Here is a 15,629-nt window from a genome sequence, read left to right on the forward strand (position 1 = left end):
CCCGGAGTCCCCCGTATTCAAGAGGTTCGTTCCAGATGCTACTGATGATCGACAACTATGATTCGTTCACCTACAACGTCGTGCAATACCTCGGCGAGCTGGGTGCAGCGGTCAAGGTCATCCGCAATGACGAGATGACCATCGAACAGATCGAAGCCCTCAACCCCGAGCGCATCGTGGTTTCCCCCGGCCCTTGCACCCCCAGCGAAGCGGGCGTGTCCATCGAGGCGATCCTGCACTTTGCCGGCAAGCTGCCGATTCTGGGCGTGTGCCTGGGCCACCAGTCCATCGGCCAGGCCTTCGGCGGTGATGTGGTGCGAGCCCGCCAGGTGATGCACGGCAAGACCAGCCCGGTGGTGCACCGCGACCTGGGCGTGTTCGAAGGGCTGAACAACCCGCTGACCGTGACCCGCTACCATTCGCTGGTGGTCAAGCGCGAAACCCTGCCTGACTGCCTGGAAGTGACCGCCTGGACCGCCCACGCCGACGGTTCGGTGGACGAGATCATGGGCCTGCGCCACAAGACACTGAACATCGAGGGGGTGCAGTTCCACCCCGAGTCGATCCTCACCGAGCAGGGCCACGAGCTGTTCGCCAACTTCCTCAAGCAGACCGGCGGCCGCCGTTAAGGAACGAGCATGGATATCAAGACTGCGTTGAGCCGTATCGTCGGCCACCTGGATCTTTCCACCGACGAGATGCGCGACGTGATGCGCCAGATCATGACCGGCCAGTGCAGCGAGGCGCAGATCGGCGCCTTTCTGATGGGCATGCGCATGAAGAGCGAGAGCATCGACGAGATCGTCGGCGCGGTGTCGGTAATGCGTGAGCTGGCTGACAAGGTCGAGCTCAAGAGCCTGGACGGCGTGGTCGACATCGTCGGCACCGGTGGCGATGGCGCCAACATCTTCAACGTTTCCACCGCTTCGTCGTTCGTGCTGGCGGCGGCCGGCTGCACCGTGGCCAAGCATGGCAACCGTGCGGTGTCGGGCAAGAGCGGCAGCGCCGACCTGCTGGAGGCAGCTGGCATTTACCTGAACCTGACGCCGGTGCAGGTAGCCCGCTGCATCGACAGCCTAGGCATCGGCTTCATGTTCGCCCAGACCCACCACAGCGCCATGAAACACGCCGCCGGCCCGCGCCGCGACCTGGGCCTGCGCACGCTGTTCAACATGCTCGGCCCGCTTACGAATCCGGCTGGGGTCAAGCACCAGGTGGTCGGGGTGTTCACCCAGGCCCTGTGCCGCCCGCTGGCCGAGGTGCTGCAGCGCCTGGGCAGCAAGCATGTGCTGGTGGTGCATTCCAAGGACGGCCTGGACGAGTTCAGCCTGGCGGCGCCAACCTTTGTGGCTGAGCTGAAGAACGGTGAAATCACCGAGTATTGGGTCGAGCCCGAAGACCTCGGCATGAAGAGCCAGAGCTTGCATGGCCTGGCAGTGGAGAACCCGCAGGCGTCGCTGGAGCTGATTCGCGATGCACTCGGCCGGCGCAAGACCGAGAACGGCCAGAAGGCCGCCGAAATGATCGTACTGAACGCCGGCGCCGCGCTGTACGCCGCCGACCACGCCATGACCCTGGCCCAGGGTGTGGAACTGGCCCACGATGTGCTGCACACCGGGCTGGCCTGGGAAAAACTGCAGGAGCTGGGCGCCTTTACTGCGGTATTCAAGGTGGAGAACGAAGCATGAGTGTCCCGACGGTGCTGGAAAGGATCATTGCCCGCAAGTTTCAGGAAGTGGCCGAGCGCAGTGCGCGTGTCAGCCTGGCGGAGCTTGAGCACCTGGCGAAAGCTGCCGATGCCCCTCGAGGTTTTGCCAATGCGCTGATCGAGCAGGCCAAGCTGAAAAAGCCGGCGGTGATCGCGGAAATCAAGAAGGCTTCGCCGAGCAAGGGCGTGATTCGCGAGAACTTCGTGCCGGCAGAGATCGCCGTCAGCTACGAGAAGGGCGGGGCGACTTGCCTGTCGGTGCTCACCGACGTGGATTACTTCCAGGGCGCAGACGAATATCTGCAGCAGGCCCGCGCGGCGGTGCAGTTGCCGGTGATCCGCAAGGACTTCATGGTCGACCCGTACCAGATCGTCGAGGCCCGGGCCCTGGGCGCCGACTGCGTGCTGCTGATCGTCTCGGCGCTGGATGACGTGAAGATGGCCGAGCTGGCCGCCACTGCCAAGGATGTCGGCCTCGACGTGCTGGTGGAAGTGCACGACGGCGACGAGCTGGAGCGCGCGCTGAAGACCCTCGACACCCCGCTGGTCGGCGTCAACAACCGCAACCTGCACACCTTCGAAGTCAGCCTGGAAACCACCCTCGACCTGCTGCCGCGCATTCCGCGCGACCGCCTGGCGATCACCGAGAGCGGCATTCTCAACCGTGCCGATGTCGAGCTGATGGAAATCAACGAGGTGTATTCGTTCCTGGTCGGTGAGGCATTCATGCGTGCGGAGCAGCCGGGGCTGGAGCTGCAGCGGTTGTTCTTCCCTGACCAGGTGAAGAAGACCGTTCAGCCACTGGACTGAGCGAACCAAGCCGGCGTATCTGCCGGCTTTTTTATATGCCTGCAATGGCCCTTTCGCGGGTAAACCCGCTCCCACAGGATGCGCGCTGCTTTCAGTCCTGTGAAAGACCTGTGGGAGCGGGTTCACCCGCGAAGAGGCCGGCAAAGATAACAACATAGGTGGATCAATGACCGATCAACCCCTGGCCCTCACCGTCGAGCAGGGCCTGCACGCCGAACAGGAACTGCTGGCCGCCGTCTGCCGTGGCGAGCGCGAAGCCGGTGTATTGTTCTGGCGCCCCACCGATCACGCCCTGGTAATGCCGCGGCGCATGAGCCGGCTGGATAACTTCGAGGCCGCCTGCGCTGAGCTGGCCATCGCCGGCTGGCCGGTACTGCTGCGCGAAACTGGCGGCGAGCCGGTGCCGCAATCGCATTCGACGGTGAACGTGGCGCTGGTCTACGTGGCGCCGCGCAGCGAAGGTGACCATGGCCGTATCGAAAACGCTTACGAACGCCTGTGCTTGCCGCTGTGCGAGGTACTGCGCGAATGGGGTGGGGTGGCTTCGGTGGGGGAGATCGACGGCGCCTTCTGCGATGGCCGCTACAACGTCAACCTCAATGGCCGCAAGCTGGTGGGCACGGCCCAGCGCTGGCGCCAGGGCCTGGGCGGCAAGCGCCCGGTGGTGCTGGTGCATGGTGCGCTGTTGCTGGACAACGAGCGCGAGTCGATGGTGGCGGCAGTCAACCGCTTCAACGAATGCTGCGAGCTGGAGCAGCGTTGCCGGGCCGACAGCCATATCGCCCTGCACGAAGTGGCCCCTGCGGCGCCCTGGTTCGAGCGCCTGTCACAGGCTTACGCCGACGTTATCGCGGCGCTGCCTGCCGATTAACGGGTGCCGTAGACCACCATGGTCTTGCCCTTGACCTGCACCAGGCTGCGTTCTTCGAGGTCTTTGAGTACACGGCCGACCATCTCCCGCGAGCAACCGACGATGCGGCCGATTTCCTGGCGGGTGATCTTGATCTGCATGCCATCGGGGTGGGTCATGGCGTCGGGCTGCTTGCACAGGTCGAGCAGGCAGCGGGCCACGCGCCCGGTAACGTCGAAGAAGGCCAGGTCGCCGACCTTGCGCGTGGTGTTGCGCAGGCGCTGGGCCATCTGGCTGCCCAGGGCGTAGAGGATGTCCGGGTCCTGGCGGCCGAGTTCGCGGAACTTGTCGTAGCTGATCTCGGCCACTTCGCATTCGGTCTTGGCCCGCACCCAGGCGCTGCGCTGGTGTTCCTGGCCGGCCGGCTCGAACAACCCCAGTTCACCGAAGAAGTCGCCGCTGTTGAGGTAGGCGATGATCATTTCGTGGCCGTCGTCGTCTTCGATGACGATGGTCACCGAGCCCTTGAGGATGAACGACAGTGTCTCTGCCCGGTCGCCGGCGCAGATGATGTTGCTCTTGGCGGCATAGCGACGGCGCTGGCAGTGGGCCAGGAGCTTGTCGATATTCTTGATCTTGGCGGGGAGAAGGACTGGGGAGACCATCACGAAATCCTGTTCGATGCGACGCATGGGCTTTTTATGGGCTGCCTGGCGGTGCATGCCAGCCAATTGGCGCCAGCTTATCAGACAGTACCGGGGGTATCGGCATAAAAGCGCCTTCTCTTGAGCTTTTCCGACAGCCTCACAAGGACTAAGCTGGCAGCCTTTTACGAATTGTGGAGTGCGGGTAGATGAAGGCACGTATCCAGTGGGCTGGTGAAGCGATGTTCCTCGGCGAGTCGGGGAGCGGCCACGTGGTGGTCATGGATGGCCCGCCCGAAGCCGGTGGGCGCAACCTGGGCGTGCGCCCGATGGAGATGCTGCTGCTTGGCCTGGGTGGCTGCAGCAGCTTTGACGTGGTGAGCATCTTGAAGAAATCGCGCCAGGCGGTGGAAAGCTGCGAAGCCTTCCTTGAGGCCGAGCGTGCCAGCGAAGATCCGAAGGTTTTCACCAAGATCCACATGAACTTCGTGGTCAAGGGCCGTGCTTTGAAAGAAGCCCAGGTCAAGCGCGCGGTGGAGCTGTCGGCCGAGAAGTATTGCTCTGCCTCGATCATGCTCGAGCGGGCCGGGGTGGAAATCACCCATGGCTACGAGATCGTCGAACTCGGCTGAGTGGTGTTGGCGCCTGGCGGTCGTCAGGCGCCTTGTTGAAGTCGTGGCTCGGTAACCCGTAGCAGTGCCAGCCCTGGGGCAAGGGCGAGCAGTAACCAGGGCAGGTTGTAACCCAGCAGCCCGGCGATTTCTGTGGTGCTCCAGGTGTTGCCGAACGCGTCGGCAAACAGCAGGCACTGTAGCCAGGCGACCAGTGTGGCGCACAGCGTGAACAACCCGACCAGCCAGCGGCGGTTTTTGCAGAAACTGCCCGGCAGCATGAACAGCAATTGCCCTGGCACGGTGAAGATCAGCAACTCCACCAGGCTGTTGCCATCAGGGGCGGCGATGTCCGGAAGCCTCAGGCTGAACGGGCTGCCCAAGCTTGCGCTCAGCAAACAAACGAACAGGTAGGCCACGGGGATCAGCCCGAGGCTTTGCAGTGCCCGGGTGGCGAGCAAGCGCAGGGTCAACGTTGCAATGCCGGCAGTAGGCGCAGCAGGCCTGCGGGCATTTTCGAGCGTAGCCTGGCGCTCAGCGCTTCACGGTGTTTCTGGTAGCGCACACCCAGCGCGATGACGCCCAGGCCGATCACCGTCAGTACCAGCGGGAACAGCAAGGAGTCGGCGAACACGTCGTAGGACAGGTAGCCCAGGTAGGCGGCCACGCCCATGGCGCCGAACACCATGAACACCGGCCGGCGCAACAGCACGGCCAGGGCCATCAGCCCCAGGTTGATCAGGCAGTAGAACAACTTGCCCCATTGGCTACCGCTGTCCATCAGCGTCAGCCCGCCCCAGAAGGCCGCAAGCCCGGCCAGGTAACCCCAGAATGCATAGTCGCGTTCGGTGCGCCCGTCCACGGCAATGAATACCACCAGCAAGCCCAGGCCGAACCATAACGACACCGTGCGACGTTGGTCCCAGCTGAACAACTCGCCGTAGACCCATTCGCTCAAGTCCATGGACATGAACCACAGGGCCACGGCGATGGGCATGACGATGAACGGGAAGGGGATCAGGCGCAGCATCAGTAAGCCGGCCACCACGGTGGCAGCTTCCATGAGCAGCCAGCCGCCCTGCACGTAGGTGTAGTACTGGTGATAGTCGCCTTGGGCATCGTCCATTGGCCACCAGCCGACCAGCCGTTGCAAGGCAAACACCGCCAGCGGCACGATGCTCACCGCCACGGCGGCCAGTACCCCGGCGGCAATCGGCTGCTGGCGCCGTTGCAGGGCCAGGGCGTACAGGGTGATGCCGGCGATGTAGAGCAGGGCAACGGCCAGCAGGGCGATGTCGCCGATGCTCATCCAGGCCAGGGTCAGCAGCCAGCCCATGGCGCCCATGATCAGCAGGGCGCCGAAGTAGAAGGCCACGTGGGCGAGCTGGAAGCTGCCTGCCGTTGCCGGTTGCTGGCGCAGGAAGTCCAGCAGGGCGCGGTCCTGGCCCGGTTGCAGTACACCTGCGCTTACCGCGCGTGCCAGGTCCTTGGCGTCGAAGCGTTCCATGCCGTGGGCCTCAGATGCGGTAGGTGCTCTTGGTCATGACCTTGGCCAGCAGGCTCATGCCGAAGCGCACCGGGGCGGGGAAACGGTAGCCACCGGCCTCGAGAGCGGATTCGGCGTGGTGTTCTTCATCCACGCGCATCTGCTCGAGAATTGCCCGCGACTTGTTGTCGTTCTCGGGGATTTGCTCCAGGTGTTCGTCAAGGTGCTTGCACACCTGGTGCTCGGTGGCGGCGACGAAGCCCAGGCTGACCTTGTCGCTGACCAGCCCGGCGAGGGCGCCGATGCCGAACGACATGCCATAGAACAGCGGGTTGAGCACGCTGGGGTGGCTGTTGAGCTGGCGAATGCGCTGCTCGCACCAGGCCAGGTGGTCGATTTCTTCTTCTGCGGCGTGCTCCATGGCCTTGCGTACCTGGGGCAGCTTGGCGGTCAGGGCCTGGCCCTGGTAGAGCGCCTGGGCGCAGACTTCACCGGTGTGGTTGATGCGCATCAACCCTGCGATATGGCGGGACTGCTGCTCGTCGAGCTCGGCATCGGGCTGGATGATCGCCGGCGACGGGCGGGAAGGTTGGCCGCTGAAGGGCAGCAAGGTGCGCATGGCGGTATCGGCCTGCAGCAACAAGCGGTCGAGCGGGGAGTAGTGACGTTCGGTGGCCATCGGGCACCTCCGCTGAAGTGATGCCCGACAGTCTACCTCAAACCCTGTGAGGGGGCTTGCCCTGGGTCAGCCCGGTGGCCAGTTCATCTGGCGCTGGCCAAGCACGTGCATGTGGATGTGGTAAACGGTCTGGCCGCCCTTGGGGTTGCAGTTCATGACCACCCGGAAGCCCTCTTCGCAGCCTTGCTCGACGGCCAGGCGCTGGGCGGTGAACAGGATGTGGCCGGCCAGGGCCTTGTCCTCTTCGGTCAGGTGGTTGAGGGTGGGGATGTGTTTCTTGGGGATGACCAGGAAGTGGACCGGCGCCGCGGGGGCGATATCCTTGAAGGCGAGGATCTGGTCGTCTTCGTAGATGATATCCGCCGGGATTTCCCGGTTGATGATTTTGAGGAATAGATCGTCCACAGCACGTGCTCCATGGTGAGTGTGGGCCCGAGTGTACTTAAGCCGGGGGGCGCTCGCCCAGTGCTTATTCCAGACCCACCGGGCAGTAGCGGCGGTGGATGCGGCCGGCCAGCTTGCGTGCCAGCCAGCGTGGCAGCAGGCGCGGGGCGAAGGCCAGCCAGCGGTTGCGCCGGCCGGGGATGATGAGCGCGCGGTTCTTGGCCAGGGCGCGCACGGTGTATAGCGCGATCTCCTCGGGGCTGGGACTGCTGGCATCCAGGCGCGGGATGGGGCGTTTCGCCGAGCGCACCGGGCCGGGGCACAGTACCGAGACCTTGATGCCGGTGCGGCGCAGCTCTTCGCGCAGCGCTTCGCTGAAGCTCAGCACGTAGGCCTTGCTTGCCGCATAAGCGGCCATCCATGGCCCCGGCGCCACCCCGGCCAGCCCGGCGACGTTGAGGATCTGCCCGCCACCCTGTATCGCCATCAGGTTGCCGATGGCATGGCAGAGGCGGCTCAAGGCGAGGATGTTGACCTCCAGCAGGTCCTGCTCGTCGGCCCACTCGTGGGCGAGGAACGGGCCGTAGGTGCGCTGGCCGGCACAGTTGACCAGCAGGTCGATGCGCCGCTCGCCTTCTTCCAGCTCGAGCACGAAGCTGGACAGGCGCAGTGGCTGGCTGAGGTCGCAGGCGCGCAGCAGCACCTCGACGCCGAAGCGTTGCGCCAGTTCGATGGCCACCGGCTCCAGCGTTTCGCGCTGGCGTGCCACCAGGATCAGGTTGCGCCCGCGCCGCGCCAGGGCTTCCGCCAGGGCCAGGCCCAGGCCGCTGGAAGCACCGGTGATCATGGCGTAACGGGTCATGCGCGGCTCCTGGGGGCGTGGGGGCGCCTAGTGTACAGGCTGGCGTTTTTGCTACAAGACGTTGCCGCCCAGCTGGCTGGTACGTTTCAGCGCCGCCTGGTATTCGCCCTTCAGGCGCTGGATCAGCTCTGCTGTGGTGGGCAGGTCATCGATGCCGCCGACGCCCTGGCCAGCGGACCAGACGGTTTTCCAGGCCTTGGCCTCTTCGTCCAGCGGCTTGAGTTTGCCGGCCTCGTGGCTTTTCAGCGTGGCCAGGTCGTAGCCGGCCTGTTGCAGGCTTTGGCGCAGGAAGCTGGCGGGGATGCCCGACACCGCAGGGGTGTGCACGATGTCGGCGGCAGCCGCGCCGAGAATCATCTGTTTGTATGCGTCCTGTGCGTGGCTTTCACGGGTGGCAATGAAACGTGTACCCATGTAGCCCAGGTCGGCGCCTAGCATCTGGGCGGCGAGCAGCTCATGGCCGTGGTTCAGGCAACCTGCCAGCAGCAGGGTCTTGTTGAAGAACTGGCGGATCTCGGCCACCAGGGCGAACGGGCTCCAGGTGCCGGCATGGCCACCGGCGCCAGCAGCCACGGCAATCAGCCCGTCGACGCCGGCCTCGGCGGCCTTTTCGGCGTGGCGGCGGGTAGTCACATCGTGGAACACCAGGCCGCCATAGGCATGCACGGCGTCGACGACCTCCTTCACGGCGCCCAGGCTGGTGATCACGATGGGGACCCGGTGCTCGACACACAGTGCCAGGTCGGCCTGCAGCCTGGGGTTGCTGGGGTGCACGATCAGGTTGACGGCATAGTGGGCTGGCGCCTGCAACTGTGCCAGGCCCGCCTCGATTTCCTCCAGCCAGGCCTTGAAACCTGCGCTGTCGCGCTGGTTGAGGGCCGGGAAGCTGCCCACCACGCCATGGGCGCAGCAGGCCAGTACCAGTTGCGGGTTGGAGATCAGGAACATCGGCGCGGCCACCAGGGGCAGGCGCAGGCGCTGTTCGAGCGAGGCAGGCAAGGGCATGGGGTTACTCCTGTAAACGGCGGGGAATGTTCAGAACGGCTTGACCACCACCAGGATGGCGATGCCCAGCAGGATCAGCACCGGCGCTTCGTTGAACCAGCGGTAGTAGACGTGGCTGCGGGTGTTGGTGCCGGCGGCGAAGCGTTTGCGCTGGGCGCCGCACATGTGATGGTAGACGGTGAGCACGGCCACCAGGGTGAGCTTGGCGTGCAGCCAGCCCTGGCTCAGCCAGCCGGGGTTGAGGTAGAGCATCCAGCCGCCGAACAGGTAGGTAGCCATCATCGCCGGGTTCATGATGCCGCGGTACAGCTTGCGCTCCATGGTGATGAAGCGGTCCAGGCTGATGCTGTCGCTGCTCTGGGCGTGGTAGACGAACAGGCGCGGCAGGTAGAACAGGCCGGCGAACCAGCAGACCACGCTGACGATATGCAGCGCTTTGATCCATAGATAAAGCATGAACGGTTCCTTCAGGTTTTCACGGTCGTCCGAATAGTAGTGGCCAGGCGCCGAAGGGTCATGCAGAGAGTTGTTACAGACGCCTTGCGCCCCTATTATCGTGCGCTTTCCAGTCGGCTCGTTGATAAGGGGCAAGCGTTATGATCAAGGTCGGTATCGTCGGCGGCACGGGTTACACCGGTGTCGAATTGCTGCGTCTGCTGGCGCAGCACCCACAGGCGGAAGTTGCGGTCATCACCTCGCGTTCCGAGGCGGGTGTGGCGGTTGCCGACATGTACCCGAACTTGCGCGGCCACTATGACGGGCTGTGCTTCAGCGTGCCGGACAGCAAGGCCCTCGGCGCTTGCGACGTGGTGTTCTTCGCCACCCCGCACGGCGTGGCCCATGCCCTGGCTGGCGAGCTGCTGGCGGCAGGCACCAAGGTCATCGACCTGTCTGCGGACTTCCGCCTGCAGGATGCGGTGGAGTGGGGCAAGTGGTACGGCCAGCCCCATGGCGCGCCGGAGCTGCTGGCTGACGCGGTGTACGGCCTGCCGGAGGTCAACCGCGAGAAAATCCGCCAGGCGCGCCTGATTGCCGTGCCAGGCTGCTACCCGACCGCCACCCAGCTGGGCTTCCTGCCGCTGCTGGAAGCGGGCCTGGCCGACCCGTCCCGGCTGATCGCCGACTGCAAGTCAGGTGTCAGCGGTGCCGGCCGTGGTGCCGCGGTGGGTTCGCTGTTCTGCGAAGCCGGCGAGAGCATGAAGGCCTATGCGGTCAAGGGCCACCGCCACCTGCCGGAAATCAGCCAGGGCCTGCGCCTGGCTGCGGGCAAGGATATCGGCCTGACCTTCGTGCCGCACCTGACGCCGATGATCCGTGGCATCCACGCCACGCTGTACGCCAACGTCGTGGATACCTCGGTCGACCTGCAGGCGCTGTTCGAGAAGCGTTATGCCAATGAACCGTTCGTCGACGTGATGCCGGCCGGCAGCCACCCGGAAACCCGCAGCGTGCGCGGTGCCAACGTGTGCCGAATTGCCGTTCATCGCCCGCAGGGCGGCGACTTGGTGGTGGTGCTGTCGGTCATCGACAACCTGGTCAAGGGCGCGTCGGGGCAGGCGGTGCAGAACCTCAACATCCTGTTCGGCCTGGACGAACGCATGGGCCTGTCCCACGCCGGCCTGTTGCCGTAAGCGCAGGTTGCACGAGAAGGCCCGCCGCGTGCGGGCCTTTTCATTGGGGGCGACCAAAGCCGCACAATTCTTGACCGATTTTCTCGGACAAGCGGATAATACGCCCCATCGAGTTTTATGGCGGCACCACGCCGGGAGAATCAGCATGAGCGTCGAAACCTTCACCCCTACGGCTTTGGAGTTCACCCCAGGCGCTGCCCACAAGGTGAAGACCCTGGTCAGCGAAGAGGGCAATGAGCGCCTGAAGCTGCGCGTCTTCGTCACCGGCGGCGGTTGCTCGGGCTTCCAGTACGGCTTCACCTTCGATGAAGACGTGGCCGATGACGACACCATTGTCGAGCGCGAAGGCGTGGCCCTGGTGGTCGACCCGATGAGCTACCAGTACCTGGCCGGCGCCGAAGTGGACTACCAGGAAGGCCTGGAAGGCTCGCGCTTCGTGATCAAGAACCCGAACGCCACCACCACCTGCGGGTGCGGTTCGTCGTTCTCGATCTGATCGGCAGGCTGCAATGCAAAACGCCGCGCAATTGCGCGGCGTTTTGCATTCTGCGGTTTGCCTACGCGGGGTAGATGGCGCCGAGGATTCGCAGCCCTTTGGCGGCGGTGACGCTGGGGCGGTTGGCGGGGATGCCTTCGAGGCAGCAGTGGGCCAGCCAGGCGAAGGCCATGCCCTCGACCCAGTCCGGGTCGACACCGTGGGCGGCGGTGCTGGCAACCTGGGCTGCCGGTAGCAGCGTGCCCAGGCGGGCCATCAAGGCGCCGTTGCGCGCGCCGCCACCGCATACCAGCAGTGCTTCGGTGCCCTGTTGGGCTTGGCGCAGTGAATCGGCGATGCTGCGTGCGGTGAGCTCCAGCAGGGTGGCCTGCACGTCCTCGTCGCGGTACTGGGGCAGCCGTGCGAGGTGGCCGTCCAGCCAAGGCAGATTGAATACCTCGCGGCCAGTGCTCTTCGGGCCGCTGCCAGCGAAGAACGGGTCACTCAGCAGGCTGTTCAGCAAGTCGGTTTGCGGGGTGCCGCTGGCTGCCCAGCTACCATCGGCGTCATACGCCTGGGCGCGCTTGCGTTCGATCCAGGCATCCATCAGCACGTTGCCAGGGCCACAGTCGAAACCGTGCACCGGTTGGTCCTGTTCGATCAGGCTGAGGTTGCTGAAACCACCCACGTTCAACACTGCCAGGCGTTGGCCGATGTGGCCGAACAGCGCTTCATGGAAGGCTGGCACCAAGGGTGCGCCCTGGCCACCGGCCGCCACGTCGCGGCGGCGGAAGTCGCCGACTACGCAGATGCCGGTCAGCTCGGCCAGCAGGGCCGGGTTGCCGATTTGCACGGTGAACCCGCGGGCCGGTTCGTGGCGGATGGTCTGGCCGTGGCTGCCGATGGCGCGGATGGCGTCGGCCTGCAGGCCTTGTTCGCCCAGCAGGTGGTTGATGCCTTCGGCAGCCAGGGTTGCCCAGCGGTTTTCAGCCAGGGCTGCGCGGGCGATTTCGTCCGGGCCGCTGGCGCACAGGACGAGCAGGGCCTGGCGCAGGTCGGCCGGCATGGGGATGTAATGAGTGGCGAGCAGCCGGGGCTGCTCGTGCTGTTCGATCAGGGCGATGTCCAGGCCGTCGAGACTGGTGCCAGACATCACCCCTATATAAAGCGCCATGGGCTCAGCGCTTGTTGGCGGCGAGCAGGGTGGCCTTTTCCTGGTCCATACGGGCGATCAGGGGCTGGCTCTGCTGGGTGAAGCGGGCGCGCTCGGCCTTGGCGATCGGGTCGGCCATCGGCACCTTCTGGCTCAGCGGGTCGACGTGCACGCCGTTGACCTGGAACTCGTAGTGCAGATGCGGGCCGGTCGAAAGGCCGGTGGTGCCGATGTAGCCGATCACCTGGCCCTGCTTGACCATGCTGCCGGTCTTGATGCCCTTGGCGAAGCCTTGCATGTGGCCATACAGGGTTTTGTAGGAGTTACCGTGGGCGATGATCACGGTGTTGCCGTAACCGCCGCGGCGACCGGCCAGCTCGATGCGGCCATCGCCGGCTGCCTTGATGGGGGTGCCGCGCGGGGCGGCGTAGTCGACGCCCTTGTGGGCGCGGATCTTGTTCAGGATCGGGTGTTTGCGGCCGGCGGAGAAGCGCGAGCTGATGCGGGCGAAGTCCACCGGGGTACGGATGAACGCCTTGCGCAGGCTGTTGCCGTCGGCGGTGTAGTAGTTGGTGTTGCCTTGCTTGTTGGTGTAGCGCACGGCGGTGTAGGTCTTGCCGCGGTTGGTGAAGCGTGCGGAGAGGATGTTGCCGGTACCGACCACCTTGCCGTCGATCATCTTCTGCTCGTAGACCACGTCGAATTCGTCGCCTGGGCGGATGTCCTGGGCGAAGTCGATGTCGTAGCCGAGGATGCGCGCCATGTCCATGGTCATGCTGTGGGACAGGCCGGCGCGCTGGGCTGAGGCCGACAGCGAGCTTTTGATCACGCCATGGGCGTAGGCGGTGCGCACCACTGGCTTGGTGACTTCACGGTCGAAGCTGTAGCCCTTGTCGGTGCGGGTCAGGCGGATACTCTCGAGGGTGCTGACCTGGCTGTGCAGGCTGGCCAGTTGGCCGTCCTTGTCCAGTTCGAACTGCAGCACCTGGCCATGCTTGAGCTGGCTGAACTGCTTGGCCTGCTTGTTGCTGGCCAGCACGTCGTGGACCACGTTGGCAGGCAGGCCGACCTTGTTGAACAGGGTAGAGAGGGTGTCGCCGCGGGCAACCACCACTTCACGGTGGCCGGGAGCCTGCTCTTGCTGCTTGGCGACTGCTGCCGGTTCGGCTTTGCTGTCGGCGGTTTCGGCCTGGTCGCCTTCGATCTGGGCGAACGGCGAGTCGCTGTTCTGCTGGGTTTGTACCAGCGGCGCGGCGCGGGATTCGTCCTTGAGTTGCTCGGCCGGGCTTTCCAGCTCGAGGTTCAGGGTGGTTTTTTTGGCTTCCACTTCGCTGGAAGGGAACACCAGCAGGGCCAGGCTGAGCAGCGCGGCAATGCCGCTGGCGGCCAACAGATGGCTTTTCGGATAAAGCGGGGGCGCTTTAGGCGTTTCGTTGGTCATAGGTAAGGTGACTTTGAAAAAGGTGAAATGGAAAAGATGAATGACATGATGAAGATGAAATAACTGTATAAAATATAACCAAATCCATTCTCACGCAAGGGCGCGTAGACGTTGCGCTGCGCCGTTCGGGTCACATTCCGTTGCGAAACTTGTATTTGATGGCCGATCTTGTATGGTTGGCTCCCCTTGAATCTGAGCCTTGCGGGTCTGTCTATGAAGTCGGTTGAAGAGCAGCTGGCGCTTATCAAGCGCGGTGCGGAAGAGGTATTGGTCGAGTCTGAACTGGTGGAGAAGCTCAAGCGCGGCCAACCACTGCGCATCAAGGCGGGCTTCGACCCTACTGCGCCTGACCTGCACCTGGGGCACACGGTGCTGATCAACAAGCTGCGCCAGTTCCAGGAACTGGGCCATCAGGTGATCTTCCTGATCGGCGATTTCACCGGCATGATCGGTGACCCGAGCGGCAAGAGCGCCACCCGCCCGCCGCTGACCCGCGAGCAGGTGCTGGACAACGCCGAGACGTATAAGCAGCAGGTGTTCAAGATTCTCGACCCGGCCAAGACCGAAGTCGCGTTCAACTCCACCTGGATGGACACGCTGACCCCGGCCGACTTCATTCGCCTGGCGTCGCAGTACACCGTTGCGCGCATGCTCGAGCGTGACGACTTCGACAAGCGTTACACCACCAACCAGCCGATCGCGATTCATGAGTTCCTCTATCCGCTGGTACAGGGTTACGACTCGGTAGCGCTGAAGGCTGATGTCGAACTGGGCGGTACCGACCAGAAGTTCAACCTGCTGATGGGGCGCGAGCTGCAGCGCGCCTATGGGCAGGAAGCGCAGAACATCGTCACCATGCCGCTGCTCGAAGGGTTGGATGGCGTGAAGAAGATGTCCAAGTCGCTGGGCAATTATGTCGGCATCCAGGAAGCCCCTGGGGTGATGTACAGCAAGCTGGTGTCGATTCCGGATACCTTGATGTGGCGTTACTTCGAGCTGCTGAGCTTCCGTTCGATGGAAGAGATCGAGCAGTTCCGGGTTGATGTCGCCAATGGCGCCAACCCGCGTGACATCAAGATCAAGCTGGCCGAAGAGATTGTGGCGCGCTTCCATGGTGAGGAGGCTGCGGCCAATGCTCATCGCGCTGCGGGTAACCGCATGAAGGAAGGTGAGTTGCCGGAAGAACTGCCGGAGATCGAGGTGGCTGCTGCTGAAGACCTGCCGATCGCGGCGGTGCTGAACCGCGCGGGCCTGGTGAAAAACTCGGCACAGGCACGCGACCTGCTGGCAGGTGGTGCGGTGAAGGTTGATGGAGCTGTGGTTGATCGCGACTTCATGTTCGTCCTCGGTGCGACACATGTGTGCCAGGCGGGCAAGAAAACGTTTGGCCGGGTTACGCTGAAGGCTGAGTGATTGGCGGCGGTGTAGCTATATAGAAGCGGGGAGGCCGAGAGGTCTCCCCGTTTTGTTTGTAGGGCTCTTCTATATAGATAGAGACGAGGGGCGCCTGGCGGCCTTTCTGCAGCCTTTTCGCTAAATGTCTGAATTATTTGAAATAAAGGGTTGACGGGGTTTCAGATCCCCTTATAATGCGCCCCACTTCCAGCGACAACGGAACGCGAAACTCCTTGAGAATCAACGAGTTAAGCGGCTCGAGAGATCCTGGAGGTGCTACGATCGAATGATCGAAGCGGTGAAAAAGGTGGTTGACAGCAGGTTGTAACGCTGTATGATTCGCCTCCCGCTACGAGAGATCGCAGCGAGTTAAGCGGTTGAAGCTAAACGAGTTTCTCGGAAAAAACTTCAAAATAAACGCTTGACACGAAATGAGGAAAGCGTAGAATGCGCGCCTCGGTTGAGACGAAAAGCTCTTAACCAAACGCTCTTTAA

At 63.8% G+C, this 15,629-nt stretch carries 18 protein-coding genes; 8 read left to right on the plus strand and 10 right to left on the minus strand.

Features of this window, described 5'->3' with window-relative positions; translation table 11 throughout:
• Positions 1 to 35: 35 nt before the first annotated feature.
• The 4 genes from ACI2KK_RS04755 to ACI2KK_RS04770 all read left to right on the plus strand — a co-directional run bounded on the left by ACI2KK_RS04755 (position 36) and on the right by ACI2KK_RS04770 (position 3,389).
• Complete coding sequence (locus ACI2KK_RS04755) at positions 36 to 629, plus strand: aminodeoxychorismate/anthranilate synthase component II (protein ID WP_217887489.1); 594 nt, start codon at positions 36 to 38, stop codon at positions 627 to 629.
• Positions 630 to 638: 9 nt separating this feature from the next.
• Positions 639 to 1,688, plus strand: coding sequence for an anthranilate phosphoribosyltransferase (trpD, locus tag ACI2KK_RS04760; RefSeq protein ID WP_217841512.1), 1,050 nt, complete (start codon positions 639 to 641; stop codon positions 1,686 to 1,688).
• The gene (gene trpC / locus ACI2KK_RS04765) at positions 1,685 to 2,518 is read left to right on the plus strand and encodes an indole-3-glycerol phosphate synthase TrpC (RefSeq protein WP_404668070.1); all 834 of its coding nucleotides are present in this window, start codon (positions 1,685 to 1,687) and stop codon (positions 2,516 to 2,518) included. Before trpD ends, trpC begins: the two co-directional genes overlap by 4 nt.
• Before the next feature lie 166 nt (positions 2,519 to 2,684).
• Positions 2,685 to 3,389, plus strand: coding sequence for a lipoyl protein ligase domain-containing protein (locus tag ACI2KK_RS04770; RefSeq protein ID WP_217841514.1), 705 nt, complete (start codon positions 2,685 to 2,687; stop codon positions 3,387 to 3,389).
• Here the strand turns inward: ACI2KK_RS04770 and crp are convergent.
• Complete coding sequence (gene crp / locus ACI2KK_RS04775) at positions 3,386 to 4,033, minus strand: cAMP-activated global transcriptional regulator CRP (RefSeq protein WP_217843504.1); 648 nt, start codon at positions 4,031 to 4,033, stop codon at positions 3,386 to 3,388. The two genes, ACI2KK_RS04770 and crp, sit on opposite strands and share 4 nt — an antisense overlap.
• A 188-nt stretch (positions 4,034 to 4,221) precedes the next feature.
• On the opposite strand from crp, the gene ACI2KK_RS04780 reads away from it, so the two are divergent.
• Positions 4,222 to 4,644 carry an OsmC family protein gene (locus tag ACI2KK_RS04780; RefSeq protein WP_016715792.1) on the plus strand — a complete coding sequence of 141 codons (423 nt, stop codon included), beginning with the start codon at positions 4,222 to 4,224 and terminating at the stop codon, positions 4,642 to 4,644.
• Positions 4,645 to 4,667: 23 nt separating this feature from the next.
• Here ACI2KK_RS04780 and ACI2KK_RS04785 read toward each other — a convergent pair whose 3' ends face one another.
• The 7 genes from ACI2KK_RS04785 to hemJ all read right to left on the minus strand — a co-directional run bounded on the left by ACI2KK_RS04785 (position 4,668) and on the right by hemJ (position 9,495).
• On the minus strand, positions 4,668 to 5,096 hold the full coding sequence (locus ACI2KK_RS04785; protein WP_404668071.1) for a hypothetical protein: 429 nt from the start codon (positions 5,094 to 5,096) through the stop codon (positions 4,668 to 4,670).
• On the minus strand, positions 5,093 to 6,130 hold the full coding sequence (locus tag ACI2KK_RS04790; protein ID WP_404668072.1) for a DUF2157 domain-containing protein: 1,038 nt from the start codon (positions 6,128 to 6,130) through the stop codon (positions 5,093 to 5,095). Before ACI2KK_RS04790 ends, ACI2KK_RS04785 begins: the two co-directional genes overlap by 4 nt.
• Before the next feature lie 10 nt (positions 6,131 to 6,140).
• Positions 6,141 to 6,788 (minus strand): 2-polyprenyl-3-methyl-6-methoxy-1,4-benzoquinone monooxygenase, encoded by a 648-nt coding sequence (gene coq7 / locus ACI2KK_RS04795; RefSeq protein ID WP_217841516.1) that lies wholly within the window; start codon positions 6,786 to 6,788, stop codon positions 6,141 to 6,143.
• Positions 6,789 to 6,854: 66 nt separating this feature from the next.
• Complete coding sequence (locus ACI2KK_RS04800) at positions 6,855 to 7,193, minus strand: histidine triad nucleotide-binding protein (RefSeq protein WP_151925239.1); 339 nt, start codon at positions 7,191 to 7,193, stop codon at positions 6,855 to 6,857.
• Positions 7,194 to 7,257: 64 nt separating this feature from the next.
• Positions 7,258 to 8,034 (minus strand): SDR family NAD(P)-dependent oxidoreductase, encoded by a 777-nt coding sequence (locus tag ACI2KK_RS04805; RefSeq protein WP_404668073.1) that lies wholly within the window; start codon positions 8,032 to 8,034, stop codon positions 7,258 to 7,260.
• Positions 8,035 to 8,085: 51 nt separating this feature from the next.
• Positions 8,086 to 9,039, minus strand: coding sequence for an NAD(P)H-dependent flavin oxidoreductase (locus ACI2KK_RS04810; protein ID WP_404668074.1), 954 nt, complete (start codon positions 9,037 to 9,039; stop codon positions 8,086 to 8,088).
• A gap of 30 nt (positions 9,040 to 9,069) precedes the next feature.
• Positions 9,070 to 9,495, minus strand: a complete 426-nt coding sequence (gene hemJ / locus ACI2KK_RS04815; protein ID WP_404668075.1) for a protoporphyrinogen oxidase HemJ — start codon at positions 9,493 to 9,495, stop codon at positions 9,070 to 9,072.
• A 140-nt stretch (positions 9,496 to 9,635) separates the two neighbouring features.
• On the opposite strand from hemJ, the gene argC reads away from it, so the two are divergent.
• Both argC and erpA read left to right on the plus strand, forming a co-directional pair.
• A complete protein-coding gene (argC, locus tag ACI2KK_RS04820; RefSeq protein ID WP_217841520.1) occupies positions 9,636 to 10,670 on the plus strand; it encodes an N-acetyl-gamma-glutamyl-phosphate reductase in 1,035 nt (344 codons plus the stop codon).
• 145 nt (positions 10,671 to 10,815) lie between these two features.
• Entirely contained in the window at positions 10,816 to 11,166 is a 351-nt protein-coding gene (gene erpA, locus ACI2KK_RS04825) for an iron-sulfur cluster insertion protein ErpA (protein ID WP_050703544.1), read from the plus strand.
• Positions 11,167 to 11,227: 61 nt separating this feature from the next.
• Here the strand turns inward: erpA and ACI2KK_RS04830 are convergent, their stop codons facing one another.
• Together ACI2KK_RS04830 and ACI2KK_RS04835 are read right to left on the minus strand one after the other, a co-directional pair.
• Positions 11,228 to 12,319 (minus strand): anhydro-N-acetylmuramic acid kinase, encoded by a 1,092-nt coding sequence (locus ACI2KK_RS04830; RefSeq protein ID WP_404668076.1) that lies wholly within the window; start codon positions 12,317 to 12,319, stop codon positions 11,228 to 11,230.
• 4 nt (positions 12,320 to 12,323) lie between these two features.
• On the minus strand, positions 12,324 to 13,739 hold the full coding sequence (locus tag ACI2KK_RS04835) for a peptidoglycan DD-metalloendopeptidase family protein (RefSeq protein WP_404668077.1): 1,416 nt from the start codon (positions 13,737 to 13,739) through the stop codon (positions 12,324 to 12,326).
• Positions 13,740 to 13,952: 213 nt separating this feature from the next.
• Between ACI2KK_RS04835 and tyrS the strand changes: the two genes are divergently transcribed.
• Positions 13,953 to 15,152 carry a tyrosine--tRNA ligase gene (tyrS, locus tag ACI2KK_RS04840; protein ID WP_404668078.1) on the plus strand — a complete coding sequence of 400 codons (1,200 nt, stop codon included), beginning with the start codon at positions 13,953 to 13,955 and terminating at the stop codon, positions 15,150 to 15,152.
• Positions 15,153 to 15,629: the final 477 nt, after the last annotated feature.

It is taken from the genome of Pseudomonas sp. NPDC089406, assembly GCF_044900265.1.
GTDB classification, from domain to species: Bacteria; Pseudomonadota; Gammaproteobacteria; order Pseudomonadales; family Pseudomonadaceae; genus Aquipseudomonas; species Aquipseudomonas fakonensis.